25 protein-coding genes are annotated in these 25,814 nt (G+C 70.9%); 11 read left to right on the top strand and 14 right to left on the bottom strand.

Translation table 11 applies throughout. From position 1 onward, the window contains the following. The first annotated feature begins 35 nt into the window (after positions 1 to 35). The 3 genes from ptsP to QWG60_RS03635 are packed head-to-tail and all read left to right on the top strand — an operon-like array spanning position 36 to position 5,664. Entirely contained in the window at positions 36 to 2,927 is a 2,892-nt protein-coding gene (ptsP, locus tag QWG60_RS03645; RefSeq protein ID WP_146907850.1) for a phosphoenolpyruvate--protein phosphotransferase, read from the top strand. Continuing rightward, a complete protein-coding gene (gene pfkB / locus QWG60_RS03640; protein ID WP_046079256.1) occupies positions 2,927 to 3,901 on the top strand; it encodes a 1-phosphofructokinase in 975 nt (324 codons plus the stop codon). Before ptsP ends, pfkB begins: the two co-directional genes overlap by 1 nt. After that, positions 3,898 to 5,664 (top strand): PTS fructose-like transporter subunit IIB, encoded by a 1,767-nt coding sequence (locus tag QWG60_RS03635; RefSeq protein WP_146907848.1) that lies wholly within the window; start codon positions 3,898 to 3,900, stop codon positions 5,662 to 5,664. The genes pfkB and QWG60_RS03635 overlap by 4 nt, the downstream gene beginning before the upstream one ends. Before the next feature lie 106 nt (positions 5,665 to 5,770). Here QWG60_RS03635 and QWG60_RS03630 read toward each other — a convergent pair whose 3' ends face one another. The 4 genes from QWG60_RS03630 to zwf form a co-directional block, all read right to left on the bottom strand. Further along, positions 5,771 to 6,214 carry a hypothetical protein gene (locus tag QWG60_RS03630; RefSeq protein WP_146907846.1) on the bottom strand — a complete coding sequence of 148 codons (444 nt, stop codon included), beginning with the start codon at positions 6,212 to 6,214 and terminating at the stop codon, positions 5,771 to 5,773. A 289-nt stretch (positions 6,215 to 6,503) separates the two neighbouring features. Next, positions 6,504 to 7,166, bottom strand: a complete 663-nt coding sequence (locus QWG60_RS03625; protein ID WP_026068526.1) for a bifunctional 4-hydroxy-2-oxoglutarate aldolase/2-dehydro-3-deoxy-phosphogluconate aldolase — start codon at positions 7,164 to 7,166, stop codon at positions 6,504 to 6,506. A 29-nt stretch (positions 7,167 to 7,195) separates the two neighbouring features. Then, positions 7,196 to 7,861: a 6-phosphogluconolactonase gene (gene pgl / locus QWG60_RS03620; protein WP_046079259.1), complete on the bottom strand. Its 666-nt coding sequence runs from the start codon at positions 7,859 to 7,861 to the stop codon at positions 7,196 to 7,198. A gap of 26 nt (positions 7,862 to 7,887) precedes the next feature. Continuing rightward, positions 7,888 to 9,396, bottom strand: coding sequence for a glucose-6-phosphate dehydrogenase (zwf, locus tag QWG60_RS03615; protein ID WP_046079260.1), 1,509 nt, complete (start codon positions 9,394 to 9,396; stop codon positions 7,888 to 7,890). A 229-nt stretch (positions 9,397 to 9,625) separates the two neighbouring features. Here zwf and QWG60_RS03610 point away from each other — a divergent pair, with 229 nt between their 5' ends. After that, positions 9,626 to 10,489 carry a MurR/RpiR family transcriptional regulator gene (locus QWG60_RS03610; protein WP_146907844.1) on the top strand — a complete coding sequence of 288 codons (864 nt, stop codon included), beginning with the start codon at positions 9,626 to 9,628 and terminating at the stop codon, positions 10,487 to 10,489. Positions 10,490 to 10,495: 6 nt separating this feature from the next. On the opposite strand, the gene QWG60_RS03605 is transcribed toward QWG60_RS03610, so the two are convergent. The 5 genes from QWG60_RS03605 to QWG60_RS03585 form a co-directional block, all read right to left on the bottom strand. Further along, positions 10,496 to 11,386, bottom strand: coding sequence for an SMP-30/gluconolactonase/LRE family protein (locus tag QWG60_RS03605; RefSeq protein WP_146907842.1), 891 nt, complete (start codon positions 11,384 to 11,386; stop codon positions 10,496 to 10,498). After that, on the bottom strand, positions 11,383 to 11,988 hold the full coding sequence (locus tag QWG60_RS03600) for a 2-dehydro-3-deoxy-6-phosphogalactonate aldolase (RefSeq protein ID WP_146907840.1): 606 nt from the start codon (positions 11,986 to 11,988) through the stop codon (positions 11,383 to 11,385). The genes QWG60_RS03605 and QWG60_RS03600 overlap by 4 nt, the downstream gene beginning before the upstream one ends. A gap of 16 nt (positions 11,989 to 12,004) precedes the next feature. Continuing rightward, on the bottom strand, positions 12,005 to 12,985 hold the full coding sequence (locus QWG60_RS03595) for a 2-dehydro-3-deoxygalactonokinase (protein WP_146907838.1): 981 nt from the start codon (positions 12,983 to 12,985) through the stop codon (positions 12,005 to 12,007). An 11-nt stretch (positions 12,986 to 12,996) separates the two neighbouring features. Beyond that, entirely contained in the window at positions 12,997 to 14,145 is a 1,149-nt protein-coding gene (gene dgoD, locus QWG60_RS03590) for a galactonate dehydratase (RefSeq protein WP_146907836.1), read from the bottom strand. Between the two features lie 76 nt (positions 14,146 to 14,221). Next, a complete protein-coding gene (locus tag QWG60_RS03585; protein WP_046079266.1) occupies positions 14,222 to 14,971 on the bottom strand; it encodes a FadR/GntR family transcriptional regulator in 750 nt (249 codons plus the stop codon). Positions 14,972 to 15,165: 194 nt separating this feature from the next. Here QWG60_RS03585 and QWG60_RS03580 point away from each other — a divergent pair, with 194 nt between their 5' ends. From QWG60_RS03580 to QWG60_RS03570, 3 genes are read left to right on the top strand one after another with little or no spacing between them, the layout of a single operon-like run. Next, entirely contained in the window at positions 15,166 to 16,020 is an 855-nt protein-coding gene (locus tag QWG60_RS03580) for a putative selenate ABC transporter substrate-binding protein (RefSeq protein ID WP_146907834.1), read from the top strand. Next, on the top strand, positions 16,020 to 16,784 hold the full coding sequence (locus QWG60_RS03575) for an ATP-binding cassette domain-containing protein (protein WP_146907832.1): 765 nt from the start codon (positions 16,020 to 16,022) through the stop codon (positions 16,782 to 16,784). The genes QWG60_RS03580 and QWG60_RS03575 overlap by 1 nt, the downstream gene beginning before the upstream one ends. Further along, a complete protein-coding gene (locus QWG60_RS03570) occupies positions 16,781 to 18,292 on the top strand; it encodes a PhnE/PtxC family ABC transporter permease (RefSeq protein ID WP_186810043.1) in 1,512 nt (503 codons plus the stop codon). The genes QWG60_RS03575 and QWG60_RS03570 overlap by 4 nt, the downstream gene beginning before the upstream one ends. Before the next feature lie 106 nt (positions 18,293 to 18,398). Here the strand turns inward: QWG60_RS03570 and QWG60_RS03565 are convergent, their stop codons facing one another. Further along, complete coding sequence (locus tag QWG60_RS03565; RefSeq protein ID WP_107182224.1) at positions 18,399 to 18,761, bottom strand: RidA family protein; 363 nt, start codon at positions 18,759 to 18,761, stop codon at positions 18,399 to 18,401. Positions 18,762 to 19,060: 299 nt separating this feature from the next. Here QWG60_RS03565 and QWG60_RS03560 point away from each other — a divergent pair, with 299 nt between their 5' ends. The 4 genes from QWG60_RS03560 to QWG60_RS03545 are packed head-to-tail and all read left to right on the top strand — an operon-like array spanning position 19,061 to position 21,524. Beyond that, positions 19,061 to 19,342 (top strand): BufA1 family periplasmic bufferin-type metallophore, encoded by a 282-nt coding sequence (locus QWG60_RS03560; RefSeq protein ID WP_046079270.1) that lies wholly within the window; start codon positions 19,061 to 19,063, stop codon positions 19,340 to 19,342. Between the two features lie 51 nt (positions 19,343 to 19,393). Next, positions 19,394 to 20,275, top strand: coding sequence for an MNIO family bufferin maturase (gene bufB / locus QWG60_RS03555; RefSeq protein ID WP_246124629.1), 882 nt, complete (start codon positions 19,394 to 19,396; stop codon positions 20,273 to 20,275). Then, on the top strand, positions 20,272 to 21,057 hold the full coding sequence (locus tag QWG60_RS03550; protein WP_146907830.1) for an HvfC/BufC N-terminal domain-containing protein: 786 nt from the start codon (positions 20,272 to 20,274) through the stop codon (positions 21,055 to 21,057). The genes bufB and QWG60_RS03550 overlap by 4 nt, the downstream gene beginning before the upstream one ends. Beyond that, positions 21,054 to 21,524, top strand: a complete 471-nt coding sequence (locus QWG60_RS03545; protein ID WP_046079272.1) for a DoxX family protein — start codon at positions 21,054 to 21,056, stop codon at positions 21,522 to 21,524. Before QWG60_RS03550 ends, QWG60_RS03545 begins: the two co-directional genes overlap by 4 nt. Here QWG60_RS03545 and QWG60_RS03540 read toward each other — a convergent pair. The 4 genes from QWG60_RS03540 to QWG60_RS03525 all read right to left on the bottom strand — a co-directional run bounded on the left by QWG60_RS03540 (position 21,506) and on the right by QWG60_RS03525 (position 25,794). Next, the gene (locus tag QWG60_RS03540; RefSeq protein WP_146907828.1) at positions 21,506 to 22,693 is read right to left on the bottom strand and encodes an MFS transporter; all 1,188 of its coding nucleotides are present in this window, start codon (positions 22,691 to 22,693) and stop codon (positions 21,506 to 21,508) included. The genes QWG60_RS03545 and QWG60_RS03540 overlap by 19 nt on opposite strands. 94 nt (positions 22,694 to 22,787) lie before the next feature. After that, on the bottom strand, positions 22,788 to 23,642 hold the full coding sequence (locus tag QWG60_RS03535) for a universal stress protein (protein WP_046079274.1): 855 nt from the start codon (positions 23,640 to 23,642) through the stop codon (positions 22,788 to 22,790). 106 nt (positions 23,643 to 23,748) lie between these two features. Continuing rightward, the gene (locus QWG60_RS03530; protein WP_035596534.1) at positions 23,749 to 24,096 is read right to left on the bottom strand and encodes a putative quinol monooxygenase; all 348 of its coding nucleotides are present in this window, start codon (positions 24,094 to 24,096) and stop codon (positions 23,749 to 23,751) included. Between the two features lie 72 nt (positions 24,097 to 24,168). After that, positions 24,169 to 25,794 (bottom strand): SulP family inorganic anion transporter, encoded by a 1,626-nt coding sequence (locus tag QWG60_RS03525; RefSeq protein ID WP_146907826.1) that lies wholly within the window; start codon positions 25,792 to 25,794, stop codon positions 24,169 to 24,171. Between the last annotated feature and the right edge of the window lie 20 nt (positions 25,795 to 25,814).

Below are 25,814 nucleotides of genomic sequence, written 5' to 3'. Positions count from 1 at the left end.
GGCCCGGCGTCGCTCCCGACGAACCGGAGACATCGATGTTGACCCTACGCCAGGATGACGTCCTGCTCGGCTGTCGCGCCGAGCACTGGCGCGACGCGCTGGATCAGGCCGCCGAATCGCTGCACGCCGCCGGCCTGGTCGCCCCCGAGTATCGCGACGGCCTCCATGCCCGGGAGGCCCAGTCCTCGACCTTCCTCGGCAACGCCATCGCCATTCCCCACGGCACCCCGGAGAGCCGCGAGCACGTGCGCGCCACCGGCGTGCGCGTGCTGCAGTTCCCCGAGGGCATCGAGTGGCACGACGGCCAGCGCGTCCACGTGCTGGTGACCATCGCCGCCCAGAGCGACGAGCACCTCGACATCCTGCGCCAGCTGACCCACGTGCTGGATCAGGACGGCATCGCCGAACGCCTGGCCGGCGCCGAGCGCGCCGCCGAGATCGCCGAGCTACTGTCGAAGGCGGTGGTCGAGGCCCGGCTGGACGCCGAGACCCTGTGCCTGGGCTTCCCCGCCCGCGACCATGGCGAGCTGGCGCTGGCCGGCGCCGCCCGCCTGCGGCAGGCCGAGTGCGTCGACGCCGCCTTCGTCGCCGCCGTGGCCGAGACCGCCCCGCGCGCCCTGGGCCGCGGCCTGTGGCTGGTGACCAGCGACCGCGGCGTCGGCGTGCCGGCGCTGGCGCTGGCCACCCCGGCCGAGCCGCTGCAGGCCGACGGCGCCCCGGTACAGGGCGTGTTCTGCCTCGCGGCCCAGGGCCAGGCCCACCGCGGCCTGCTCGAGCGCATCCTGGCGCTGCTCGACAGCGACGCCCCCGAGACCCTGCACCGCCTCGACGCCGACGCCCTGCTGGCGCGGCTGGCCGGCGAATCCGCCGCCGCCCGCCAGCGCCTGGTCACGGTGCTCAACGCCCACGGCCTGCACGCCCGCCCGGCCAAGCAGCTGATCCAGGTCGCCCGCGCCCAGGGCATCGCGGTGCGCGTGCGCCTGGCCGAGGGCGGCAGCGAGGCCGTCTCGGCCGCCAGCCTGACCAAGGTCATCAACCTCGGCGCCCGCCGCGGCCAGCAGCTGATCTTCACCGCCGAGGGCGACGGCGCCGAGGCCGCGCTGGACGCCGTCTGCCGGGCCGTGGAAGACGGCCTCGGCGAACACGTCGAGCCCTTCGACGCCTATCGCGAGCCGGTGGCGACAGAGCCCGAGGATGCCCCGGCGCTGGAGCCGCTGGCCGACGACGTCGCCCACCCCGCGGTGGCCGCCTCGCCGGGCCTGGCCATCGCCCCGGCCTTCGTGCTGACCACACCGAGCTTCGACTACCCGGCCCGCGCCGCCGACCCCGCCGCCGAGCGCCGTCGGCTCGACGACGCCATCCGCGAGGGCGGCGAGCAGCTCGAGGCGCTGATCCAGCACGCCCGCGGCGGCGAGGTGTCGCAGATCCTGTCGATGCACGAGGAGATGCTCGGCGATCCCGAGCTCCACCAGGCCGCCCGCGAGGGCATCGACGAGGGCGCCTCCGCCGAGGCCGCCTGGTGGGAGGCCATCGACACCGCCGCCCAGGCCCAGGAGCGCCTGGCCGACAAGCTGCTCGCCGAACGCGCCGCCGACCTGCGCGACGTGGGCCGCCGCGTGCTGGGCATCCTGTGCCGGGTCGAGATGCCCGAGCCGCCGGATCATCCCTACATCCTGGTCACCGACGACATCGGCCCGTCCGACGTGGCTCGCCTCGACACCAGCCGCGTGCGCGGCCTGCTGACCGCCCGCGGCGGCGCCACCGCCCACAGCGCCATCCTGGCCCGGGCGCTGGGCATCCCCGCCGTGGTCGGCGCCGGCGAGCGCATCCTGACGCTTGCCAGCGGCACCGAGCTGATCCTCGACGGCGAACGCGGCCGCGTGACCCCGGCCCCCGCCGCCGAGCGCCGCCAGGCCGCCGAACAGCGCCTGGCCGAGCGCCGCCGCCGCGAGGCCGAGGCCTGGGAGGCCCGCTTCGAGCCGGCCCGGACCCGCGACGGCCATCGCGTCGAGGTGGCCTCGAACCTCGGCAACACCGCCCACGCCGCCGATGCCGTGGAGCGCGGCGCCGAGGGCGTCGGCCTGCTGCGCACCGAGTTCGTGTTCATGGCCCACGCCGAGATGCCCGGCCTGGAGACCCAGATCGGCGAATACCGCGAGGCTCTCGACGCCCTCGACGGCCGCCCGCTGGTGGCCCGCACCCTGGACGTGGGCGGCGACAAGCCGCTGCCCTACTGGCCGGTGCCCCAGGAGAGCAACCCCTTCCTCGGCCTGCGCGGCATTCGCCTGGCGTTGACCAAACCCGAGGTGCTCGAGACCCAGCTCAAGGCACTGCTGATGGCCGCCGCGCCCTCGGCCGAGCCGAAACGCGACGCCCGGCCGCTGCGCATCATGCTGCCGATGGTCAAGGACGTGGCCGAGTTCCGCGCCGCCCGCGCCATCCTCGACCGGCTGTTCGAGGAGATCCCCGCCGGCGAGCGCAGCGACGACGTCCAGCTCGGGGTGATGATCGAGGTGCCCTCCAGCGCCCTGCTGGCGTCGACCCTGGCCGCCGAGGTCGACTTCTTCTCGGTCGGGACCAACGACCTGACCCAGTACACCCTGGCCATCGACCGCGACCATCCCGAGCTCTCGGCCCAGGCCGACGGCCTGCACCCGTCGGTGCTCAGGCTGATCGAGATGACCGTGGCCGCGGCCCACGCCGAGGGCAAGTGGGTCGGGGTGTGCGGCGAGCTGGCCAGTGATGCCACCGCGGTGCCGGTGCTGGTCGGCCTCGGCGTCGACGAGCTCTCAGTCAGCGCCCGCCAGGTGCCGCTGGTCAAGGCGCGGCTGCGCGAGTTCGACCTCGAAGAGGCCCGCGCCCAGGCCACGCTGGCGCTGGCCCAGGCCACCGGCGAGGCGGTCCGCGACGCCCTGGAGGCCCGCTGATGGCTCGCCTGCTGACCCTGACCCTGAATCCCGCCCTGGACCTCTCGGTGTCGCTGGAGCGGCTGGCGCCCGGCGAGGTCAACCGCACGACCGCGACCCAACTGGAAGCTGCCGGCAAGGGCGTCAACGTGGCCCGGGTGCTTTCCGCCCTCGGCCACGACGTCCGCGTCTCGGGCTTCCTCGGCGCCGACAACGACGGCCCCTTCCTGCGCGCCTTCGAGGCCGAGGGGCTCGAGGATGCCTTCCTGCGCGTGCCCGGCGAGACCCGCATCAACGCCAAGCTGGCCGAGGCCGACGGCCGGGTCACCGACGTCAACGGCCCGGGGCCGACCATCGACGAGGCCGCCTGGCAGGCCCTGCTCGACCGCCTCGAGGCACTGGCCGCCGATGACGCCCGCTGCCCCGAGGCGGTGGTGATCGCCGGCAGCCTGCCGCCCGGCGTCACGCCCGAGGCGCTGGCCGAGCTGATCGCGCGGCTGCGCGGCGCCGGCCTGCCGGTGTGGGTCGATACCAGCGGCCCGGCCCTCGAGGCCGCCATCGCCGCCGGCCCCACCGCGGTCAAGCCCAACGAGCAGGAGCTCGCCGCCTGGGCCGGCATGCCCCTCGACAGCGAGGCGGCTCGCCTCGACGCCGCCCGCCGGCTGCATGCGGCCGGCATCGAGGAGGCGGTGCTCTCCGCCGGCGCCGAGGGCGTGCTGTGGGTCAGCCGCCGCGGCGCCTGGCAGGCGCTGCCGCCGGCCATGACCGTGGCCAGCACCGTGTGCGCCGGCGACACCCTGCTGGCCGCGCTGCTGCACGGCGTGCTCGAAGGGCACGCGCCCGACGCGGCACTGCGCCTGGCCACCGCGCTGTCCGCCGAGGCGGTCCGCCATGTCGGCGTGGGCGACGCCCGCGCCGCCGATTTCCCGTCACTCCAACAACAGACGCGCGTCCACCGCCTTGGCGGCGACGACGCCGGGGGAGCCCTCGCATGAACGCCATCCTCATCACCGCCTGCCCCAGCGGCATGGCCACCACCTTCCTCGCCGCCCGGCGCCTCGAGCAGGCCGCCGAGCGGCTGGGCTGGCAGACCACCGTGGAGATGCACGGCGAGCTGGAGCCGGTGCAGCCGGTCTCCGCCGAGGCCATCGCGGCCGCCGACCTGATCGTCGTCGCCGCCGACCACGTGCCGGACCCGCAGCGCTTCAAGGGCAAGCCGCTGTTCCGTGCGACCATCGACCAGGCGCTGCCCGACCCGGGCGGCTTCCTCGAGCGCGCCCGGCGCGAGGCCGAGGCCTTCGTGCCCGGTGGCGAGACCCATGCCACGCCTGTTTCCAGAACCGGGGCGGCGGCTGCCACAGCCGGCGGCCAGTCCATCGTCGCCGTCACCGCCTGCCCCACCGGGGTCGCGCACACCTTCATGGCGGCGGAAGCCCTGGCCGAGGCCGGCAAGGCGCTGGGCCATCCCATCCGCGTCGAGACCCAGGGCTCGGTGGGCGCCCAGGACCAGCTGACCGAGGCGGAGATCCGTGACGCCGAGGTGGTGATCCTGGCCTGCGACATCGAGGTCGACCCGACCCGCTTCGCCGGCAAGCGGATCTATCGCACCTCCACCGGCAGCGCGCTGAAGCAGCCGAAGCCGACCATCGAGGCGGCGCTGGCCGAGGCCGCGGTGGAAGACGGCAGCGCCCCGGCGGCAGGCGGCGGCGAGGCCAGGAAGAGCCTCAAGGAGAAGGGCGTCTACAAGCACCTGCTGACCGGGGTGTCCTTCATGCTGCCGATGGTGGTCGCCGGCGGTCTCTTGATCGCGCTGTCGTTCGTGTTCGGCATCGAGGCCTTCCAGGAGGAAGGCACCCTGCCCGCGGCGCTGATGCAGATCGGCGGCGGCACGGCCTTCGCGCTGATGGTGCCGGTGCTGGCCGGCTACATCGCCTATTCCATCGCCGACCGCCCCGGCATCGCCCCGGGCATGATCGGCGGCATGCTGGCCTCCGAGATCGGCGCCGGCTTCATCGGCGGCATCCTGGCCGGCTTCCTCGCCGGCTACGTGGCCAAGGCGGTGACCCGCTACGTCAAGCTGCCGGCCAGCGTCGAGTCGCTCAAGCCGATCCTGATCATCCCGCTGGTGGCGAGCCTGGTGACCGGCCTGGTGATGATCTACATCGTCGGCGAGCCGGTGGCGGCGATCCTCTCCGGGCTGACCGACTTCCTCGAGAACATGGGCTCCACCAATGCCCTGCTGTTGGGCGGACTGCTGGGCGCCATGATGTGCTTCGACATGGGCGGGCCGGTGAACAAGGCCGCCTACACCTTCGGCGTCGGCCTGCTGGCTTCCGAGACCTACGCCCCCATGGCGGCGATCATGGCCGCGGGCATGGTGCCGGCGATCGGCATGGGCATCTCGAGCTTCGTCGCCAAGTCGAAGTTCTCGGAGCCCGAGCGCGAGGCGGGCAAGGCCTCCTTCGTGCTGGGCTTCTGCTTCATCAGCGAGGGCGCCATTCCCTTCGCCGCCAAGGACCCGCTGCGGGTGATCCCGGTCAGCATGGTCGGCGGCGCGGTGACCGGTGCGCTGTCGATGCTGTTCGGCGCCAAGCTGATGGCGCCCCACGGCGGCATCTTCGTGCTGCTGATCCCCAACGCCATCACGCCGGCGCTGCTGTACCTGGCGGCGATCGTCATCGGCTCGCTGATCACCGGCCTCGGCTACGCGGCGATCAAGCGCGGCGGCCAGGCGGTGGCGGTCGAGGCCGGCGCCTGAGGCCCGGCTGATACAACGCCCGCACCTTCCACCTTCACAACGACGGACGCCCCCGACAGGCCGCTGTACGGCCTGTCGGGGGCGTCCTCGTTTGCACCGGGAAAAACTACTTCACATGTACCGCCAGACACTCCCGCAGCATGCTGCACTCGGTCTGCTTGTGACGGGCGAAGGCCAGCAGCGCCGTCTCGAGCTCCGGCGTGGCGTTGGTGTCCAGCAGCAGGCGCGACAGGCGGCTGGCCTCGTCGGCGGCGTCCAGCGCCTCCTTCAGCGCCTGGTCGACGCCCATGGCCTCGACCGGGGGAATCGCGGGCACTTCCTCGCGGCTGACGCAGGCGGTCAGCTCCATGCGCTCGGCGGCCTCGGTCAGGGCCTCGAGCTGCTGCTCGCACTCGACGCCGAGGTGCGCCACCACGCGGCTGATGTCGGCATGACGCTTGGCCAGCGCCCGGGCGAGCCGGCGGTAGCGCTCGAGATCCCGACTCTCGAGGCCACTGGCGAGGGTCAGCCGATCCTGGGCGAGCAGGGTAAGCGGGGCGATATCGTTCATGGGTCGCTTCCTCGTGTTGTCGAAGGGACGGGCGCCGCGACGCAAGCGACGTCACCCAGACCAAGCAAGGAGCGGGCCAACTTTTTCCAACTTCTTCATCACACTGATTTCACGTGACCAAGACGTATGTCGATACCCCGGGAGCACGAGCAGCGCACCGCCGTGGACGCGGCACGCCCGCTCCTGATCGTCCGTGGTGCAGGCCACAAAAAAGCCCCGGCCATGAAGGCCGGGGCGCAAGGACAGCCAACGGCTGTCGAGAGAGAACCCGATGGGTCGATCGAAAGAATCAGTGGTGGAAGCGCTCCGCGGCCTCCTGGGCCAGCCGACGGATGGCGTTCCAGTCCTCGGCCTCGACCAGCGACTTCGGCGTCAGCCAGGAGCCGCCCACGCACATCACGTTGGGCTGGGACAGGTAGTCGCCGGCGTTGTCCAGGCTGATGCCGCCGGTCGGGCAGAAGCGCGCCTCGGGGATCGGGCCGGCGAAGGCCTTGAGCGCCTTGACGCCACCGCTGGCCTCGGCGGGGAAGAACTTGAAGCGGCGATAGCCGTACTGCCAGCCGATCATCAGCTCGGAGACGGTGGCCACGCCGGGCAGCATCGGCACCGGGCTTTCCACGCCGTAGCGATAGAGCGCCTCGGTGGTGCCCGGGGTCACTACGAAGTCGGCGCCGACCTGCTCGGCCTGGCGATACTGCGCCGGGGTCAGCACGGTACCGATGCCGACGCTGGCCTGAGGCAGCGCTTCCTTGATGCGGCGGGTGGCCTCCAGCGCGCAGTCGGTGCGCAGGGTCACCTCGAGCACGCTGAGGCCGCCTTCGACCAGGGCGGTGGCCAGCGGCACGGCATCTTCCACACGCTGGATGGCGAGCACCGGGATCACCTCGGCCTTGAGGCAGATGCTGTCGATCTCGGTGGTGCGGGTGGAAGGCAGCTGTTTGTCGATGGTCATGGTCATGGCTCCAGAAAGGGGTCCGGGGCTCAGGGCGCCCAGTAGATGCCGAGCGGGCCGGCCAGGAAGGCGCGGATCGGCAGCGCCCGGGTGTCGTCGCCGGCCAGCGCACGGCCGAGCACCGTGCGCTTCTCCTCGCCGGTGATGTGCAGGAAGTGACGCGGGCAGCGGTGCAACCGATCGGCGCTCAGGGTGATGCGCGGCTGGGGCTGGCTCGGCGTGCGCACCGCCACCACCGAATCGGCGGTGGACAGCGCCAGGCCGAGCTCCTGGCTGTCCGGGAACAGCGAGGCGGTGTGACCGTCGCCGCCCATGCCCAGGATCACCACGCTGGCCGGCCAGGTCAGCGCCGCGAGGCGCTCGCTGACCTCGGTCACGCCCTCCTCGGGCGTGGCGGCGGCGCTGGTCAGCGGCACGAAGGTGGCCGCGGCGGCCGGCCCCTGCATCAGGTGGGCGCGCACCAGGCGGGCGTTGCTGTCGTCGGCGTCCTCGGCGACCCAGCGCTCGTCGGCCAGGGTCACGTCGACCCGGGACCAGGGCAGGTCCATGGCGGCCAGGGCCTCGAAGAACGGCACCGGGGTGGAGCCGCCGGACACCACCAGCAGGGCGCGCTCGCGCTCGGCCAGGTCGGCCCGAAGGGCCTCGGCCACGGCCTCGGCAAGCTGCCGGGCCAGTTGCTCACGGGATTGGCTCATCTCAATCGTCCTCGTTCCTGCCGGTCTCAGTAGTCTTCATACCAGCTGCGGCCGTCCTGGGTGATCATGGCGATGGAGGCCACCGGGCCCCAGGAGCCGGCCGGATAGCGGCGCGGTGCCTCGGCGCGGTCGTTCCAGGCCTCGATCAGGCTGTCGCACCACTGCCAGGCATGCTCGACCTCGTCGCGGCGCACGAACAGGTACTGCTGGCCCTTCATCACCTCGAGCAGCAGACGCTCGTAGGCGTCCGGAATCCGCGCCTTGGGGAAGGCACTGTTGAAGTCCAGGTGCAGCGGGCCGCGGCGCAGACGCATGCCCTTGTCCAGGCCGCTGTCCTTGGTCAGCACCTCCAGCGCGATGCCCTCCTCCGGCTGCAGCCGGATCACCAGCTTGTTGGCGGCCAGGTCGCGCTGGTCCGGATCGAAGATGTAGTGCGGCTGCTGACGGAAGTGGATGACGATCTGCGACATCTTGGCCGGCATGCGCTTGCCGGTGCGGATGTAGAACGGCACGCCCGCCCAGCGCCAGTTGGCCACCTCGGTCTTCATGGCCACGAAGGTCTCGGTGTGGCTCGAGGTGTTGGCGCCTTCCTCGTCGAGGTAGCCCGGCACGGTCTGGCCGTCGATGGTGCCGCCGATGTACTGGCCGCGGACCACGTCGCGCCCCAGCATCTCGTCGGTGAACGGCTTGAGCGCCTTGAGCACCTTGACCTTCTCGTCGCGGATGGCGTCGGCGTCGAGGTTGGCCGGCGGGTCCATGGCGATCAGGCAGACCAGCTGCAGCAGGTGGTTCTGCACCATGTCGCGCAGCTGGCCGGCCTCGTCGAAGTAGCCCCAGCGCCCCTCGATGCCGACCTTCTCGGCCACCGTGATCTCCACGTGGGAGATATGGTTCTGGTTCCACTGGGTGCCGAACAGCGGGTTGGCGAAGCGCAGCGCGATCAGGTTCTGGACCGTTTCCTTGCCCAGATAGTGGTCGATGCGGTAGATGCTCGACTCGGGAAACACCGAACCGATGGCATCGTTGACCTCGGCCGAGGATTCCAGGTCGTAGCCGATCGGCTTCTCCACCACCACGCGGCTCGAGGCGTCGAGGCTGCCGCTGGCGTCCAGGTTGCGGCAGATGTCACCGTAGATCTTGGCGCCCACCGACAGGTAGACCACCATCGGCTGCTCGGCGCCCTGGCGCCACTCGCGGATGGCGGCGTAACCTTCGGGCTGGGTGAAGTCGAGCTGCAGGAAGTCGAGCCGTGCCATGAAGCGTCCCAGCACCTCGCGATCGAGTTCCTCGGCCTTGACGTAGGTCTTCAAGGACTTCTCGACCCGCGCCTTGAAGGCGTCGACATCCAGTTCCTGTCGGGCCAGCCCCAACAGTCGCGTGGAAGGATCGAGCAGCCCCTCGCGCTCCAGGTGGAAGAGCGCCGGGAAGAGCTTGCGCTGGGCCAGATCGCCCAGCGCGCCGAACAGGGCCAGATCGATTGCCGTGCCGAGGTCGCCGAAGGAGCGTCCTTCCTGGGGCCGCTTGTGTTGGCTCATGACCACCCTCATCTGGTTAAATTAACAAAATAATAGCCTATTGCGCCGACCATCTCCAAAAACTTCTGTAAATTTACTACTAAATATGGAGAGGTCCGAGCGGTCACGGCTGGCCGTTACCCGCCCGCGCGCGCTAGGATAGTGGACATAATGTAGTTAAATCACCACATCATATCGACACACCGGCGGCGAACGACGCCGCAACCGCCTCACGGAGACTCCCCCGCGCATGGTCAGTCACGATCTGCTGGACCGCATTCGCCGTCGCCTCGATGAGCTCAACCGATCCGAACGCAAGGTCGCCGACGTCATCCTCGCCGACCCGACCGCCGCCACCAGCATGAGCATCGCCAGCCTGGCCCATGCGGCCTCGGTCAGCGAGCCCACGGTCAACCGCTTCTGCCGCAGCTTCGACGCCAAGGGCTATCCGGACTTCAAGATCAAGCTGGCACAGAGTCTGGCCGGCGGCACGCCCTATGTCAGCCAGGCGGTGGAACCCGGCGACGCGGCGGGCGAGTACACCGGCAAGATCTTCGGCGCCACCATCGCCGCCCTGGACGTCGCCCGACGCGAGATCGACCCGGCCCGGGTCGAGCGCGTGGTCGACTATCTGACCCAGGCCAAGCAGCTGCACTTCTTCGGCCTGGGCGCCTCGGGCGCCGTGGCCCAGGACGCCCAGCACAAGTTCTTCCGCTTCAATATCCCGGTGTCGGCCTATATCGACGTGCTGATGCAGCGCATGATCGCCGCCGCCTGCCACACCGGCGACGTGGTGGTGATCCTGTCCTACACCGGGCGCACCCGGGAGCTGGTGGACATCGCCCAGGTGGCGCGCAACAACGGTGCCGTGGTGCTGGGCATCACCGCGCCGGACTCGCCGCTGGCGGCCGAGTGCACCGAGACCCTGGCGGTCTCGGCGCCGGAGGACACCGACCACTACATGCCGATGACCTCGCGCATGATCCAGCTGGCGCTGATCGACGTGCTGGCCACCGGCGTGACCCTGCGCCGCGGCGAGGACTTCCTGCCCCATCTGAAGAAGATCAAGGACAGCCTGCGCGAGACCCGCTATCCGATGGGCGACGCAGGCTGAGAGGGCTCAGCCGAGCCGCAGCGTCGGCTCGGCGAGCCCCCGCACCGCAAGCTCGGCGACGAACAGGTCGCCGGCCCCGGGCTCGCGGGCCCGCTGCTCGGCGCTCATGCCCTCGCGGGCGGTGGTGATGTAGAGCGAGGCCAGCCCCGGGCCGCCGAAGGCCGGGCAGGAGGGCTGGGAGGTAGGAAGGACAATGGCGCCGATCTCGCGGCCCTCGCGGTCCAGGCGCACCACCTTGCCGGCGCCCCACAGCGCCAGCCACATGGCACCTTCGGCGTCGATCACCGCGCCGTCGGGATTGCCCTCGCGCTGAGTGACGTCCACCCAGGGCTCGGGCTCGCCGACCGGCCAGCCTTCGGCGTCCAGCGCCCAACGATAGACGATGCCGCGGGCCGTGTCGGCGAAGTGGGCAAACTCCCCCTGCGGCGAGAAGCAGATCGCGTTGGGAATCGTCAGCCCGCTCCTGAGCCGCGAAAGCTCGCCGCGATGCAGCCGGTAGAGGCTGCCGGCGCCGCTTTCGGCGCCCTTGCCCATGCTCGACAGCCACAGGCTGCCGTGACGATCCACCCGCGCGTCGTTGCTGCGGGTGACGGCGTTGTCGCCCTCGAAACCCATCAGCCGCTCAATCGCGCCACTAGCGAGATCCAGACGGCTCAGACGGTCCTCGCCCACCACCAGCATTCCGCCGTCGTCCAGCGGCGCGGCCAGCGAGGCCATGTGATCGAGGTCGATCACGCCGGTCTCGCCGCTTTCCACCTCCAGCCAGTGCAGCCGCTTGCCGAGGATGTCGCACCACACCAGGCGGCCGGACGCCGCGTGCCACTGGGGCCCCTCGCCCAGCTCGCAGCCGCTGGCCACCGCCGTGCGCACGCCCCCAGTCACTCGCGCCCCGCTCATGGCTGCGCCGCCCGCCAGGCCTCGACCAGCTTGCGCGCCCGCTCGCCGACCTCTTCGGCGCCGAGGCCGGGCTGGTAGAGGGCGCTGCCGAGCCCGGCGCCGTCGACGCCGGCGGCCCGCCACTGGGCGAAGTTGTCGACGCCGATGCCGCCCACGGCATAGAGCTCGGTCCCCGCCGGCAGCACCGCGCGCACCGCCTTCATCCCTTCGAGGCCGACCTGCACCGCCGGGAACAGCTTGAGCGCCGTGGCGCCCGCATCCAGGGCATCGAAGGCCTCGGAAGGCGTGACGATGCCGGGATAGGACGCCATGCCCAGCCGGCGGGTCTCCTCGATCACCGCTGGGCGGCAGTTGGGCGACACGATCAGCCGGCCGCCGACGGCATGCACGTCGCGCACCTGCTCGGGCGTCAGCACGGTGCCGGCGCCCACAGCGGCGCGATCGCCCAGCGCCTCGGCCAGGCGACGGATGCTCTCCAGCGGCTCGGGGGAGTTCAGCGGCACCTCGAGGCGGTCGAGGCCGGCGGCGAGCAGCGCCTCGCCGACCTCGACCACCTCGTCGGGGGTGATGCCGCGCAGGATACCGATCAGCGGAAGGGACATGGGACAAGACTCCTGTTCAGTCATGGTCAAGGGCATCGTGCGCGAGGGCGGCGTGAGCCAGCCCGAGGCCGGCCAGCACCGCGCGCCGGTTGGCGATGATCTCGCTTGAGTGGCCCAGCGCCGAGAGCGCCAGGGCGTAGCGGCGGCACAGCGCCTCGACGCCGATCAGCCGCACGCTCTGGCCTGCGGCCAGCTCGCCACAGGCGCCGGCCAGCTCCAGGCCGATGGCGAGCCCGGAGAGCCGGGCCGCCAGCACGGCGCCGCGGGCCTCGCCATCCGGCAGGGCGTCGTCGAGCAGGTCCATGGCGCGCAGCCCGAACAGCGTCCGGGTGAAGGCCTCGGGCGCGGCGGCGGCCTCGGCCACCGCGGCGCTGAAGGCCTCGCGGCAGGCCGAGTCCTCGAGGTCGTCCTCGGAGAGCGAGTGGGCCAGCACGGAGCGTTCGGCCAGCAGGCGATAGAGCTCGCCGGTCATGTAGGTGTGGAAACGCTCGACCCGGCCGCTGTCGAGGGTCGCCCACTTGGCATGGGTGCCGGGCAGGCAGACGAGGCCGGAAACGCCGGACTCGAGGGCCGCCAGGCCGGCGAGCTGGGTCTCCTCGCCGCGCATCACGTCGAAGCCGCCGGCGTCCGCGCCCTGGCACAGGCCGGGCAGCAGACGCACGTCGAGGCGTGCGTCCTCGACGGCCGGGCTCACCGCGCCCTCGGCCAGGGCGTCGAGCGCGGTGGGCACCGGCCGGTACGGCGCCTCGCGCCAGCCCTGGCGAGCCCCGGCCATGCCGCATACCAGCACCGTGATGCGGCCCTCGGCCGGCAGCCAGTCGCCGATGACGGCCAGCAGCGCCGGCTCATAGTCGGCCGGGGCCAGGCCCAGCATGCCGCGGGCGGCCTCGGCCTCGGCCAGCACCGCGCCGCCCGCGTCCATGGCCCAGGCGCGCAGGTTGCTGGAGCCCCAGTCGACGGCGACCCAGGCCAGCCGCGTGGAAATCGATTCACTCATCTCGGCCTCGCTTACCATTCGGCGATGGAGCCGTCGTCATGGGTCCACACCGGGTTGCGCCAGCGATGGCCCACCTTGGCGCGCTCCTCGACGAAGGCCTCGTCGATCTCCACGCCCAGCCCCGGCCCCTGGGGAATGGCGCAGAAGCCGTCCTCGATGCTGAGCGCCGACTTGTCGACCAGGTAGTCGAGCACGTCGTTGTCCTTGTTGTAGTGGATGCCCATGCTCTGTTCCTGGATGAAGGCGTTGTGGCTGACCGCATCCACGTGCAGCGAGGTGGCCAGCGTCAGCGGGCCGAGCGGGCAGTGCGGGGCCATGGCCACGTCGTGGGCGGAGGCCAGGGCGGCGATCTTCAGGCCCTCGCTGATGCCGCCGCAGTGGGACAGGTCGGGCTGGACGATGTCGATCATGCCGTCGGCCAGCAGATCGCGGAACTCGAAGCGGGTATGCAGGCGCTCGCCGGTGGCCAGCGGATAGCCGAGCCCGCCGGCGATGTGCTTGAGGCTGGGCAGGTGCTCGGGGGCTACCGGCTCCTCGACGAACATCGGGTGGAAGGGCTCCAGCTCGCGCAGCAGCGCCTTGGCCATGGGCCGGTGCACGCGGCCGTGGAAGTCGATGCCGATGCCGACGTCCGGACCCACCGCCTCGCGGGCCTCGGAGACCCGCGCCACGGCCTCGTCGACCTTGCGATGGCTGTCGACGATCTGCAGCTCCGGGGTGCCGTTCATCTTGAAGGCGGTGAAGCCCTGATCGACCAGCGCCTTGGCGCCCTCGCCCACGTCACTCGGCCGGTCGCCGCCGGTCCAGGCGTACATGCGCATCCTGTCGCGCACGGCGCCGCCCAGCAGCTGGTGCACGGGCACGCCCAGGTCGCGGCCCTTGAGGTCCCACAGCGCCTGGTCGATGCCGGCGATGGCGCTCATCAGGATCGGCCCGCCGCGGTAGAAGCCGGCGCGGTACATCGTGTTCCACAGGTGCTCGATGCGGTGCGGGTCCTGGCCGATCAGATAGTCGGACAGCTCGTGGACCGCGGCCTCGACGGTGGCGGCACGGCCTTCGATGACCGGCTCACCCCAGCCGTAGACGCCCTCGTCGGTCTCGATCTTGAGAAACAGCCAGCGCGGCGGCACCTGCCAGGTCTTGAGTCGGGTGATCTTCATGGATGGCTCCTTTCTGAAAACATGAACGGTCAAGCGTGAACGGCCGCCGCAGGGCGACCGTGGATAATCCGTCGACTCAGTCGGCGCGGGCGCCGGTATCGGTGTCGACGCCCAGGTCGCGGGCGGTGCGGCCCAGCACCTCGCGGGCGGCCCGGGCGGCACGCGGCCCGTCGCCGCCCTTGATCGCCTCCAGCACCGCGCCGTGACGCGCCAGGCTGTCGCCGAGGCCGTCGTCGCCGCGGGCAGGGCGCTGGGAGTGCTGCACCAAGGCCAGGATCGACGGCCGCAGCAGGTGCCCCATCTGGCGCCAGATCAGGTTGTGGCTGGCCTCGTAGATGGCCTCGTGGAAGGCCACGTCGTACTCCACGTGCTGGCCGGCCAGCGCCGAGGCATCGGCGGTGTCTTCCATGCCGCGGAAGGCCGCCTCGAGGCGGGCCAGATCGTCGTCCCCGGCGGCGCGGGCGGCCAGTTCCGCCACCACCGGCTCCGCGGAGTAGCGGAACGCCAGCAGCTCGCGCACCAGCTGCGGCTGGGGATGCGTCAGGCCGACCAGCCAGTCGCTCATCTGCGGATCGAGCAGATGCCAGTCGCCGACCTCACGCACCCGGGTGCCGCGCCCGGCGGTGCGCTCGAGCAGGCCCGCGGCGGTCAGGCTGGCCAGGGCGTTGCGCACCAGGTTGCGGCTGACGGCGCAGTGGGCGGCGATGTCCAGCTCCTTGGGGAAGGCGTCGCCGGGCTGCCAGCGCCCGCCGAGCAGCGCCCGAGCCAGCCGCCGGGCGAGGGCGTCGGCATCGCCCAGGTGGGGGCCCAGATCCTCGAGACTCATCGATGGTTCCTCACGGGGTCGCGGCGCCTCGGACGTCGCGGACGAAATGTCAGACATTTATGGCCACAGAGTCTAGCCGCTCCGGGGCCTCGCGTCATGCGCCTTTGGTCCAATGGTTACCTGACGACAGGCTTGCCATGCCCGCCACCAGCCACAACAATAACCCCCTTCCGCTTCCTTCCAGGAGACCGCCCATGCGCTGGATCGCCGCTTCCGCCGCCGCCCTCGCCCTGTTCGCCCAGGGTGCGGCCGCCGATACCTTCCGCTTCACCGCCATCCCCGACGAGGACCAGTCGCGCCTGGTCGAGCGCTTCTCCAAGGTCGCCGACTACCTCGAGGAGCGGCTCGACGTCGAGGTGGAATACGTGCCGGTGAAGTCCTACGGCGCGGCGGTCACCGCCTTCCGCAACGACCAGGTCCAGCTGGCCTGGTTCGGCGGCCTCTCCGGCGTCCAGGCGCGCCGCCTGGTGCCGGGCTCCCAGGCCATCGCCCAGGGCGCCGAGGACGCGGCCTTCGAGACCTACTTCATCGCCCACCAGTCGACGGGGCTGGAAGAAGGGGACGAGCTGCCCGACGCGATCGAGGACATGAGCTTCACCTTCGGCTCCAAGACCTCCACCTCCGGGCGCCTGATGCCCGAGCACTACCTGCGTCAGCGCTTCGGCGAGGCGCCGGACGAGCTGTTCTCGCGGGTCGGCTTCTCCGGCGATCACTCGCGCACCATCGCCCTGGTCGAGGCCGGCACCTACGAGCTGGGCGCGGTCAACTACGCGGTGTGGGACGCCGCGGTGGAGGATGGCCGCGTCGACACCGACCAGGTGCAGGTGATCTGGACCACGCCGAGCTACCCCGACTACCAGTGGACGCTGCGCGGCGACGCCGACGAGCGCTACGGCGAGGGCTTCTCCGACCGGGTCCGCGAGGCGCTGCTGGCGATGGACGACCCCGAGCTGCTCGACAGCTTCCCGCGTTCGGCCTTCATCCCCGCCGACAACACCATGTACGCGCCGATCGAGGACGTCGCGGAAGAGCTCGGCCTGCTGCGCTGATGGCGCCGACGGCAGACACGGGCGAGACACTGCTGACGCTCGACGGCGTCGATCTGGGCCACGGCGAGCGGGTGGTGCTGCCCCGGGTGCATCTGCGGCTGGCGCGCGGCGAGCGCGTCGCTCTGCTTGGCCCCAGCGGGGCCGGCAAGTCCACGCTGCTGGCGGCCCTGCGCACGCGGCTCGGCGATACGGTCGCCTGGTGCCCGCAGCACCACGGCCTGGTGCCGGGGCTGGCGGTCTATCACAACGTCTACATGGGCCGGCTCGCCGAGCATTCGGCGCTGGCCAATCTGTGGAACCTGGTGCGGCCGCTGCGCGGCCCCTGGGGCGAGGTGGCCGCGCTGTGCGAGCTGGTCGGCCTGGACGGGCTGATGCGCCGCCCGGTGGGGCAGCTGTCCGGCGGCCAGCGCCAGCGCACCGCCATCGCCCGGGCGCTCTACCAGCAGCGTGAGGTGTTCCTGGGCGACGAGCCGGTGGCCAGCGTCGATCCCCACCAGGCCCACCGCCTGCTGGGACTGATCGAGGAACGCCACACCACCAGCGTGATCGCCCTGCACCAGCGCGAGCTGGCGCTGACCCGCTTCGACCGCGTCTGGGGCGTGCGCGACGGCCGGCTGATGATCGACGCCCCGACGTCGACGCTGAGCCTGACCGACCTCGACGCCCTCTACCCGGACGCCGACGATACCGTCCCGCCCGGGGAGACGCCCGAACCCGCGGCGCCCTCGCCGGCGTCCCTGCCCTGTTCCCGGGGGCGCGCATGAGCGATATCGCCCTGCCACGCCGGCCGACCTGGCTGGCCGGCCGCGCCACGGGCCCGCGCCTGGCCCGCCACACCCTGACGCTGATCGCCCTGGCGGTGCTGCTGCTGCCGCTGGCCGATCTGTCGGTGGTCACCCGCGACCCGTGGACGGAACTCGGGCGAATGCTCCAGGGCCTGGCCTGGCCGGACTTCGCCGGCGTCGAGTCGCCCTTCCATGCCCTGGGGCTGACCGTCTCGGTGGCGCTGTGGGGCACGCTGGCCGGCGTGGTGCTGGGATTTCCGCTGGCGCTGCTGTTCGCCCGTTCGCGGCTGGTGCGCGCCGGCTGCGCCTTCGTGCGCGCCATCCACGAGCTGTTCTGGGCGCTGCTGTTCCTGCAGGTGTTCGGCCTCTCGGCGCTGACCGCCCTGGCGGCGCTGGCGATTCCCTACGCCGGCATCTTCGCCAAGGTGTTCGCCGAGATCCTCGAGCAGACCCCGCGCGCGCCGGCCGATGCCCTGCCGCCCGGCGTCGGCCGGCTGTCGCGCTTCCTCTACGCCGAGCTGCCGCTGGCCTGGACCCAGCTCGCCGCCTACACCCGCTACCGCTTCGAGTGCGGCCTGCGCGCCAGCGTGCTGCTGGGCTTCGTCGGCCTGCCGACGCTGGGCTTCCAGCTCGAGACCGCCTTCCGCGAGGGACGCTATCCCGAGGCCGGCGCCCTGCTGTGGTGCTTCTACCTGCTGATCGCCACCCTGCCCTGGTGGAGCCACCGGCGGCTGGTGCCGCTGCTGCTGGTCGGCGGCGTCTTCCTGCTCGGCCCCTGGCCGGCGGTGGACGGCGGGCTCTTGTGGCGCTTCGTCAGCCAGGACCTGTGGCCCGCGCCGCTGCTGGCGAGCGACTGGGCGGGGCTGGTCGACTGGTTCGCGAGCATCCCCAAGCTCGGCCCGGCCATCGGCAACACCCTGCTGCTGGCGCTGCTCGGCACCGTCGGCGCGCTGCTGGTGGCGATGGCGCTGTGGCCGCTGGCCAGCCGCCACTTCGGCCATCCGGCGACCCGGCTGGCCGGCCGCGGGCTGCTGGTGCTGCTGCGCTCGACGCCGGAACTGATGCTGGCCTTCGTCTTCCTGCTGCTGCTCGGCCCCTCGCTGCTGCCCGCCTGGCTGGCGCTGGCGCTGCACAACGGCGCGTTGATCGCCTTCCTCGCCGCCCGCCACGCCGACGGCCTGGAGCCCGGCATGCCGGGGCTGCCCGCCTCGGGCCGGCTGGCCTACGAGCTGCTGCCGCGGGTCTATCCGAGCCTGCTGGCGCTGCTCTACTACCGCGCCGAGGTGATCCTGCGCGAGACGGCGATCCTCGGCATGCTGGGGGTGGCGACGCTCGGTTACTACATCGACGAGAACTTCCAGTACCTGATGTTCGACACCGCGGCCTTCCTGCTGCTGGTCACCGCCGGGCTCAACATCGCCGTGGATGCCCTCTCGCGCCGGCTCAGGCCCCGGGAGGTGCCGCTCGAAGACCCCTGCCTGCGCTGAACCGATCGTCAGGCAGTGACGCCAACGAAAAAGGCCGACGCATGATGCGTCGGCCTTTTAGCATTTCATGGCCGCTCGCTCAGGAAGCGGCTGCTCGAACGCCGGCTCAGGCGTCCTTTACCAGGGCGGTGACGGTGACCTCGACCCGGAGCTCGTCGGCCGGCAGCGGCGCGCAAACGCAGGTACGCGCCGGGGCGTGGCCCTCGGGCACCCAGGCGTCCCACACGGCGTTCATGGCCGCGACGTCGTTGCCGTCCTTGAGGTAGACGGTGGCGGTCAGCAGGTGCTCGCGGTCGGAGCCGATCTCGGCCAGCAGGCCATCGACGCGGGCCAGCATGCTCTCGGTCTGCTCGGTGATGTCGCCCTGGCGGGCCTCGGGGCCGGCCACCTGGCCGCACAGGTAGGCCACGCCGTTGTGGATCACGGCCCGGCTCATGCGGGCCTTGGTGTCATGGCGCTGGAGGGTCATGGCATCGCTCCTGAAGTCGATAAAAAAAGGCCCTCGATCTTACAGCAGTGCAAGGCTTAGCGACCCGTCATGCCTACCAAAGTTTTTCACATATATAGCAATATCAACCAATCTTCGAAACTAAAGCAGAAATATCATCCAAATGAATGATGAGGCATTCATGCTTCCTCTGCCTTCAGCGGCATGAACATCGTCGTGCGATTGTCGCGCTGTAAGTTTTTCCCCATCGCCACGACAGAGCAGGGCGTATCAGGCGAATCGCCACGAGGCGCACCCGACGACCCAGAAGGAGAGATCCCATGAAGCGTTCCACCATGCTGGCTGCCGTGTTCACCACCGCCATCGCCCAGGCGGGCGCCATGAGCGCCGCCCAGGCCCAGGACGACGAAGCCATGGAGAAGTGCTACGGCGTGGCCCTGGCCGGCCAGAACGACTGCAAGGCGGGCCCGGGCACCACCTGCGCCGGCACCTCCACCGTGGACTACCAGGGCAACGCCTGGACGCTGGTGCCGGAAGGCACCTGCACCAGCATCGAGACGCCCCACGGTATGGGCAGCCTGAGCGAGATCGAGCGTCCCTGATGGCCATGCCGGCCCGCCACGCGGCGGGCCGGCGCTGACAAGGAGATCGCCATGTCACCGTCCCTGACGCCGAATGCCGTGGGCATCGGCTTCAAGCCGCAGCATGCACAGGCGCTGCTCGCCGCCCCCCGGACGGCGGATTTCCTGGAGCTGCATGCCGAGAACCACATGAGCGCGGGTGGTCCCGCCCGCGAGGAGCTCCTTGAACTGGCCGAGCGCTATCCGCTCTCGGTACACGGCGTGGGGCTGTCGCTGGGCGGCGCCGAGCGCCCCGACCCGGCGCACCTCGCCCGGCTGGTCGAGCTGGTGAATCGGCTATCGCCGGCGCTGGTCTCGGAGCACCTGGCCTGGAGCCGGCTCGACGGCGACTGCTACAACGACCTGCTGCCGGTGCCGCTCACCGAGGAGAGCCTGACGCTGCTCGCCCGCAATATCGACATCGTCCAGCAGGCGCTGGGGCGCCGGCTGCTGATCGAGAACCCCAGCCTCTACGTGACGATCCCGATCAACACGCTCGACGAGGCCGACTTCCTCACCGAGCTGGTGGCCCGCACCGGCTGCGGGCTACTGCTGGACCTCAACAATGCCTATATCTGCGCCCATAACCTGGGGCGCGACCTCGACGCCTACCTGGCCGCCCTGCCCTGGCAGGCCGTGGGTGAGATGCACCTGGCCGGCCATAGCCTCGACACCGCCGTCGAGCCGCCGCTGCGCATCGACGACCACGGCGGCCCGGTCACCGAGGCCGTCTGGTCGCTGTATCGCCGCTGGGCGCCCGCCGCCCCCGAGGCGCCGACCCTGATCGAGTGGGACGCCAACGTGCCGACGCTCGATCGCTGGCTCGAGGAGGCCGAGCTGGCCCGTGCCCATCGCGCCACCGCCCTGCCGGGCGAGGCGTCACGGGACAAGGCGCCGAGGAGGATGCCGGCATGATCGCCCTGGCCGACTGGCAGCGACGCTTCGCCGCCGCCCTGCGCGCCCCCGGTGTCGAGACGCCCGCCGAACTGGGCACGCGCGCGGGACTCGACGTGTATCGCAACAACGTCCGTCAGAGCCTGATCGAGGCCCTGGCCACCGCCTTTCCCCATACCCGAACCCTGCTCGGCCCGCGCTACTTCGCCGCCGCGGCCGGCGACTACGCCCGCGATCACCTGCCCCGGGAGCCGCGGTTATCTCGCTACGGCGCCGGCTTCGCCGACTTCCTGGACGACCTGCCGCCGCTGGCCGGCCATCGCTACGCGAGCGACGTCTGCCGGCTGGAGCGCGCCCGGCTCGACGTCGGCCATGCCGCCGAGGCGCCGGCCCTGGACGCCACCCGGCTGGCCGAGCATCCCGACCCGGCACGCCTGTGCGTGACGCCGCGGCCGGCCACGCGGCGAGTGCGCTGTCGCTTCGCGGTGGGCACGCTGTGGCAGCGACTGGAGCAGGACGAGGCGACGGACGACCCCGTCGTCGCCGGCGAGGAGGACTGGCTAGCGGTGCGCCACGGCGAGCGCGTGCTGCTGACGCCAATCGACGCCGTCACCGCCACGCTGTATCGCAGGCTTCGGGAGCATCCCGGCGCGGCCCTGGGCGACGCGCTGGCGACGGTCGCCGAGGCCCACGGCGAGACGGCGGCCGGCGAGGCACTGGGCACCCTGCTCGGCCTCGGCGCGCTGTGCGAGCGCCATGCCGCGCCCAGTGATGACGAGCCGAACGAGGAGGCCGCCCCATGAACGTGCTGCTGATGCCACTGCGCCTCTACTATCGCCGCCTCGAGCCGGCCCTCGACCGGCTGCCCTTCGATCTCGTGGCCCTGCTGGCGCGCATCGTGCTCGGTAGCGTCTTCTTCCGTTCGGCGCTGACCAAGGTCGACGGCTTCTCGATCGCCCAGAGCACCTTCTTCCTGTTCGAGCACGAGTACGCCCTGCCGCTGATCTCGCCGGTGCTCGCCGCCTGGCTGGCGACGCTGGCCGAGTTCGGGCTGTCGCTGCTGCTGTGGGCGGGCCTGGCGACCCGCCTGGCCGCCCTGGGCCTGCTGCTCATGACGCTGGTGATCCAGACGTTCGTCTATCCCGATGCCTGGGTCACCCACGGCCTCTGGGCCACGGGGCTGCTGACCCTGCTGCTGCGCGGCCCCGGCGCGCTGTCGCTGGATCGCCTGTTAAGCCGCCTGCTGGGCCGTCAGGTATCGGCGGCCTGACGCAGCACGCCCTGGGCCAGGCACCAGCCGCCAACCAACAGCGCCAGCATGCCGGCCAGCACCAGCGAGAAGGACGCCCCCAGATCCAGCGCCACGCCGAGCACCGCCGGGGCGATGCCGGTGGAGAAGACCATGGCCGCGCTCAGCGTGGCCCGTACCCGCCCCAGATGTTCGGCGCCCCACAGCCGCACCAGCAGGCTGGTGGCGATGGATTCCTGAGACCCCATGGCGAGCCCGCCGCCGACCATCAGCGCCCAGATCGCCAGATGGCCGCCCAGGGTGAGCGCCAGCACCAGCCCCAGCGCGAAGGGCAGCAGATAGAGCCTGGCCAGGCGCACCGCGCCCAGCCGATCCACCCAGTGCCCGCCGAGCAGCGCGCCGGGCAGCTTGGCGAGCCCCATGCCGGTCAGCGCCAGGGAATAGATCGCCAGCGAGCTGCCCATCGACGAGGTCAGCTGCGCCTGATAGATGAACAGCCCGGTCATGGCCACCGGCAGGGTCATCAGCAGCGGCAGCAGGCGCCAGAAGCGTGCATCGCGAAACGGCCTCGGCCCCTGCGCCGCCGCGGCCCTGTCGGGGCGTGCGCCGGGCGCCTCGGGCCAGGGCGCCCGCATCAGCACGAGTACCCACAGCGCCGCCAGCACCGCGGCCAGCCCCCACCACAGCTCGCGCCAGCCGAGCCACACCAGCAGCCCCGCCACCAGCGGCGGCAGCAGGGTCTCGCCGAGCATCAGCCCCATGCCGGCGAGCCCCAGGGCCCGACCGCGCAGTCCCTCGAACTCGCGCCCGGCCAGGGTGTTGCCGAGGTGGCTCATCATGCCCTGGCCGCACAGGCGCACCAGCCCCAGGCCAAGCAGCCCCAGCGGCCACCAGGGCGAGGCGGTCAGCAGCAGGATGCCGATGCCCAGCGCCGCCAGGATGGCCAGCGCGAAGCGGCGCGGCGCCACCCAGTCGATGGCGGGCCCCAGGCGCAGCATGGCGAAGCCGGCGGCCAGGGTGACCAGCGAATAGGCGGTGCCGAACTCGCCGGCGGAGAAGCCCAGCCGTTCGGCGATGGGCGCCTGGAACAGGCCGACGAAGAAGCTCTGCCCCAGGCTCGACGAGAACATCGCCAGCACGGCGATGCCCATCAGCCCCCGATGGTCCCTCAGCAGGGTGCGATAGCTCATGGTGTTCTCCCGGTGCCCTGACACATCACGGTAACAGGCGCGATGACACGAAAAGGCCCCGCCATGGCGGGGCCCTGAAGCGCGATGACGCGGCTCAGCGCAGCAGCAGCACCGGCACGCTGGCGTGGCGCAGCATGGCGGTGGTGGTGCTGCCCACCAGCAGGTGACGGATGCGGGAATGGCCGTAGGCCCCCATCACCACCAGGTCGATGTCGTGCTCGTCCTTGTAGGCACGCAGGGTCTCCTCCACCTCGCCGGCGCGGATCGCGCCCTCGGCCTCGTGGCCGGCCTCGCGCAGGGTGGCGAGCGCCCAGTCGAGCTGGGAGCGGTTGTCGCCGGTCTCGGCGCCGACGATCACCACGTGGCAGGCGATGCCGGCGAACAGCGGGCTCTTCGCCAGCAGCTCGACGCCCTTGCGGGTGGTATTGCTGCCGTCGAAGGCGATCATCACCTTCTCGGGGCGCTTGAAGGCCTGAGGCACCACCAGGATCGGGCGATGCTGGCCGCGCACCACCCGCTCGAGGTTGGAGCCCAGGTGCTCGCTGTCCTGGTGGGCGCTGCCGCCGCGCTTGCCCACCACCAGCAGGCGGATCTCGTCCTCCAGCTCGGCGAGGGTCTCGACCAGGGTGCCGTTGCGCTGGCGGCTGCCGGGCTCCGCCACGCCGTCCTCGACGGCGCGCTCCTGGGCCGCCTTGAGCATCAGCCGGCCCTGCTCCTGGGCCACCTTGGCGCGCTGCTCATCGAGCTGAGAGAGTTCCTCGAGCAGGTGCTCGCGGGAGCCCAGCCCGATGTTGCCGGAGAGATCCGCCTCGGCGGTCTGGGGGTGGTTGTCGACCACGTGCAGGAAGGTCAGCGGCGCCTCCAGCGCCTGACTGGCCCAGGCGGCGTAGTCGCAGACGCCCTCGGAAAACTGCGAGCCGTCGATGGCGGCCATCACCTGTTCTGTCATCTGTCTGTCCTGAAGCCGGCGTGTGTCGTTGTCGCTGCCCTGAGTTCTACCCCATCGGCGGCGACCTGCATAGGGCCGGGCGCTGCCTGACGCCCGGCAGGCGGGCTCAGCGCTTCGGCGCGTCGAAGTCCTGGGGCTCGTCGGTGTAGACGCAGACGTTGGCGTCGGCCACATCGCCGTCCTCGGCCTCGACCTGGGTGGCGAAGAAGTGCTGGATCTCACGGCGGTTGCAGTGCGCCTCGAAGGCCTCGCGGCTGGCCCAGATCTCGTGGAACACGATCGGGTAGCTCGTGCCCGGGGCGTTGGGGTGATCGACGTGGCGCGTCACCGTGTACTGGAGGCAGCCGTCCTCGCGATGGGCGTTGGGCTCCAGCGCCTGCAGCGCGGCGAACACCGCCGCCTCGCGGCCGGGCTTGGGCTGGAACTGGGCGATGCAGTAGACCTTCTGTGACATGTCGTCATTCCTTGTCATGGTGGGGCGGGCCGGCGGTCGCGCCGGCCCGTGCGGCCGAATGCCTGACGCGACTCAGTGGCCGCCCATCAGCTTCTCGACGGCTTCCGGATCGTCATGGATGGCGTAGCGATCGACGATGGTGGCGCTGGCCTCGTTGAGGCCGACCAGCTCGACCTCGGTGCCCTCGCGGCGGAACTTGATCACCACCCGATCCAGCGCCTGCACGGCGGTGATGTCCCAGAAGTGTGCCCGGGACAGGTCGATGGTGACCTTCTCCACGCTCTCCTTGAAGTCGAAGGCGCGGCCGAAGCGCTCGGAGGAGGCAAAAAACACCTGGCCCACCACCCGATAGACCCGGTGACGACCCGCCTCGGCCTCCTCGACGCCGATGTAGAGGATGTTGCCGACCTTGTTGGCGAAGAACAACGCCGCCAGCAGCACGCCGACGAACACGCCCATGGCCAGGTTGTGGGTGCCCACGGTGACCGCCACGGTGGCCAGCATCACCAGGTTGGAGGACATCGGGTGCTGCTTGAGGTCGCGGATCGAGGTCCAGCTGAAGGTGCCGATGGAGACCATGATCATCACCGCCACCAGCGCCGCCATGGGAATCTGCGACACCCAGTCGGCGAGGAACACCACCATGATCAGCAGCATCACGCCGGCGAACAGGGTGGAAAGACGACCGCGACCGCCGGATTTGATGTTGATCACCGACTGCCCGATCATCGCGCAGCCCGCCATGCCGCCGAGCAGGCCGGTACCGATGTTGGCCATGCCCTGGCCCTTGCACTCGCGGTTCTTGTCGCTCTCGGTGTCGGTCAGGTCGTCGACGATGGTGGCGGTCATCATCGACTCCAGCAGGCCCACCACGGTGAGCATGATGGCGTAGGGGAAGATGATCGACAGGGTCTCGAGGTTGAGCGGCACGTCCGGCCACAGGAACACCGGCAGGGTATCGGGCAGCTCGCCCATGTCGCCCACGGTGTTGATGTCGAGGCCAAGAGCCGAGGCAACGCCTGTCATTAAAACGATGCACAACAAAGGCGATGGAATCTCAAGGTTATTCACCCAGCGAGAAAATATCTTTGCACAAGCGAGACCAACGATGGCTACGCCATAGCCCCAGCGGGGATCAAAGCCACCAACCGCCAACGCAAAGCCTAAAATTAAAAGGTAAACCCCGACGCCGGGAAAGGTAATCTTACCTAGCCATGGGGCGCCATAGATGATGCCTAACCCTACCAAGGTTATGGCATACACGTGCCAGGTGACGTTGGTCAGCTCCGGCAGCTGCGCCATGAAGATCAGGATCGCCAGGGCGTTGACGAAGCCGGTCACCACCGAGCGCGAGACGAAGCGCATCAGGTCGGCCAGGCGCAGGTAGCCGGCGACGATCTGCAGCGCGCCGGTGAGCAGGGTCGCGGCCAGCAGGTACTCGAGCCCGTGCTCCTTGACCAGCGTGACCATCAGCAGCGCCATGGCGCCGGTGGCCGCCGAGATCATGCCCGGCCGGCCGCCGGCGAAGGCGATGATCACCGCCATGGAGAAGGAAGCGTAGAGGCCGATCTTGGGATCGACGCCGGCGATGATCGAGAAGGCGATGGCCTCGGGAATCAGCGCCAGGGCGACGACGATGCCCGACAGGAGATCGCCCTTGATGTTGGAGAACCAGTCTTGCTTGAGGGATCGAGTCATGCTGCGGTCCAGTCGAGGGT

The sequence above is a fragment of the Halomonas halophila genome (genome assembly GCF_030406665.1).
Lineage (GTDB): Bacteria > Pseudomonadota > Gammaproteobacteria > Pseudomonadales > Halomonadaceae > Halomonas > Halomonas halophila.
Note: the sequence above shows the minus strand (reverse complement) of the source record. Positions and strands in the feature narration are given on the sequence as shown.

What these genes read in the sequence shown, in the direction of transcription:
- ptsP (WP_146907850.1), top strand. Translation starts at nt 36, where the DNA reads ATGTTGACCCTACGCCAGGATGACGTCCTGCTCGGCTGTCGCGCCGAG.
- pfkB (WP_046079256.1), top strand. Translation starts at nt 2,927, where the DNA reads ATGGCTCGCCTGCTGACCCTGACCCTGAATCCCGCCCTGGACCTCTCG.
- QWG60_RS03635 (WP_146907848.1), top strand. Translation starts at nt 3,898, where the DNA reads ATGAACGCCATCCTCATCACCGCCTGCCCCAGCGGCATGGCCACCACC.
- QWG60_RS03630 (WP_146907846.1), bottom strand. Translation starts at nt 6,214, where the DNA reads ATGAACGATATCGCCCCGCTTACCCTGCTCGCCCAGGATCGGCTGACC.
- QWG60_RS03625 (WP_026068526.1), bottom strand. Translation starts at nt 7,166, where the DNA reads ATGACCATCGACAAACAGCTGCCTTCCACCCGCACCACCGAGATCGAC.
- pgl (WP_046079259.1), bottom strand. Translation starts at nt 7,861, where the DNA reads ATGAGCCAATCCCGTGAGCAACTGGCCCGGCAGCTTGCCGAGGCCGTG.
- zwf (WP_046079260.1), bottom strand. Translation starts at nt 9,396, where the DNA reads ATGAGCCAACACAAGCGGCCCCAGGAAGGACGCTCCTTCGGCGACCTC.
- QWG60_RS03610 (WP_146907844.1), top strand. Translation starts at nt 9,626, where the DNA reads ATGGTCAGTCACGATCTGCTGGACCGCATTCGCCGTCGCCTCGATGAG.
- QWG60_RS03605 (WP_146907842.1), bottom strand. Translation starts at nt 11,386, where the DNA reads ATGAGCGGGGCGCGAGTGACTGGGGGCGTGCGCACGGCGGTGGCCAGC.
- QWG60_RS03600 (WP_146907840.1), bottom strand. Translation starts at nt 11,988, where the DNA reads ATGTCCCTTCCGCTGATCGGTATCCTGCGCGGCATCACCCCCGACGAG.
- QWG60_RS03595 (WP_146907838.1), bottom strand. Translation starts at nt 12,985, where the DNA reads ATGAGTGAATCGATTTCCACGCGGCTGGCCTGGGTCGCCGTCGACTGG.
- dgoD (WP_146907836.1), bottom strand. Translation starts at nt 14,145, where the DNA reads ATGAAGATCACCCGACTCAAGACCTGGCAGGTGCCGCCGCGCTGGCTG.
- QWG60_RS03585 (WP_046079266.1), bottom strand. Translation starts at nt 14,971, where the DNA reads ATGAGTCTCGAGGATCTGGGCCCCCACCTGGGCGATGCCGACGCCCTC.
- QWG60_RS03580 (WP_146907834.1), top strand. Translation starts at nt 15,166, where the DNA reads ATGCGCTGGATCGCCGCTTCCGCCGCCGCCCTCGCCCTGTTCGCCCAG.
- QWG60_RS03575 (WP_146907832.1), top strand. Translation starts at nt 16,020, where the DNA reads ATGGCGCCGACGGCAGACACGGGCGAGACACTGCTGACGCTCGACGGC.
- QWG60_RS03570 (WP_186810043.1), top strand. Translation starts at nt 16,781, where the DNA reads ATGAGCGATATCGCCCTGCCACGCCGGCCGACCTGGCTGGCCGGCCGC.
- QWG60_RS03565 (WP_107182224.1), bottom strand. Translation starts at nt 18,761, where the DNA reads ATGACCCTCCAGCGCCATGACACCAAGGCCCGCATGAGCCGGGCCGTG.
- QWG60_RS03560 (WP_046079270.1), top strand. Translation starts at nt 19,061, where the DNA reads ATGAAGCGTTCCACCATGCTGGCTGCCGTGTTCACCACCGCCATCGCC.
- bufB (WP_246124629.1), top strand. Translation starts at nt 19,394, where the DNA reads ATGTCACCGTCCCTGACGCCGAATGCCGTGGGCATCGGCTTCAAGCCG.
- QWG60_RS03550 (WP_146907830.1), top strand. Translation starts at nt 20,272, where the DNA reads ATGATCGCCCTGGCCGACTGGCAGCGACGCTTCGCCGCCGCCCTGCGC.
- QWG60_RS03545 (WP_046079272.1), top strand. Translation starts at nt 21,054, where the DNA reads ATGAACGTGCTGCTGATGCCACTGCGCCTCTACTATCGCCGCCTCGAG.
- QWG60_RS03540 (WP_146907828.1), bottom strand. Translation starts at nt 22,693, where the DNA reads ATGAGCTATCGCACCCTGCTGAGGGACCATCGGGGGCTGATGGGCATC.
- QWG60_RS03535 (WP_046079274.1), bottom strand. Translation starts at nt 23,642, where the DNA reads ATGACAGAACAGGTGATGGCCGCCATCGACGGCTCGCAGTTTTCCGAG.
- QWG60_RS03530 (WP_035596534.1), bottom strand. Translation starts at nt 24,096, where the DNA reads ATGTCACAGAAGGTCTACTGCATCGCCCAGTTCCAGCCCAAGCCCGGC.
- QWG60_RS03525 (WP_146907826.1), bottom strand. Translation starts at nt 25,794, where the DNA reads ATGACTCGATCCCTCAAGCAAGACTGGTTCTCCAACATCAAGGGCGAT.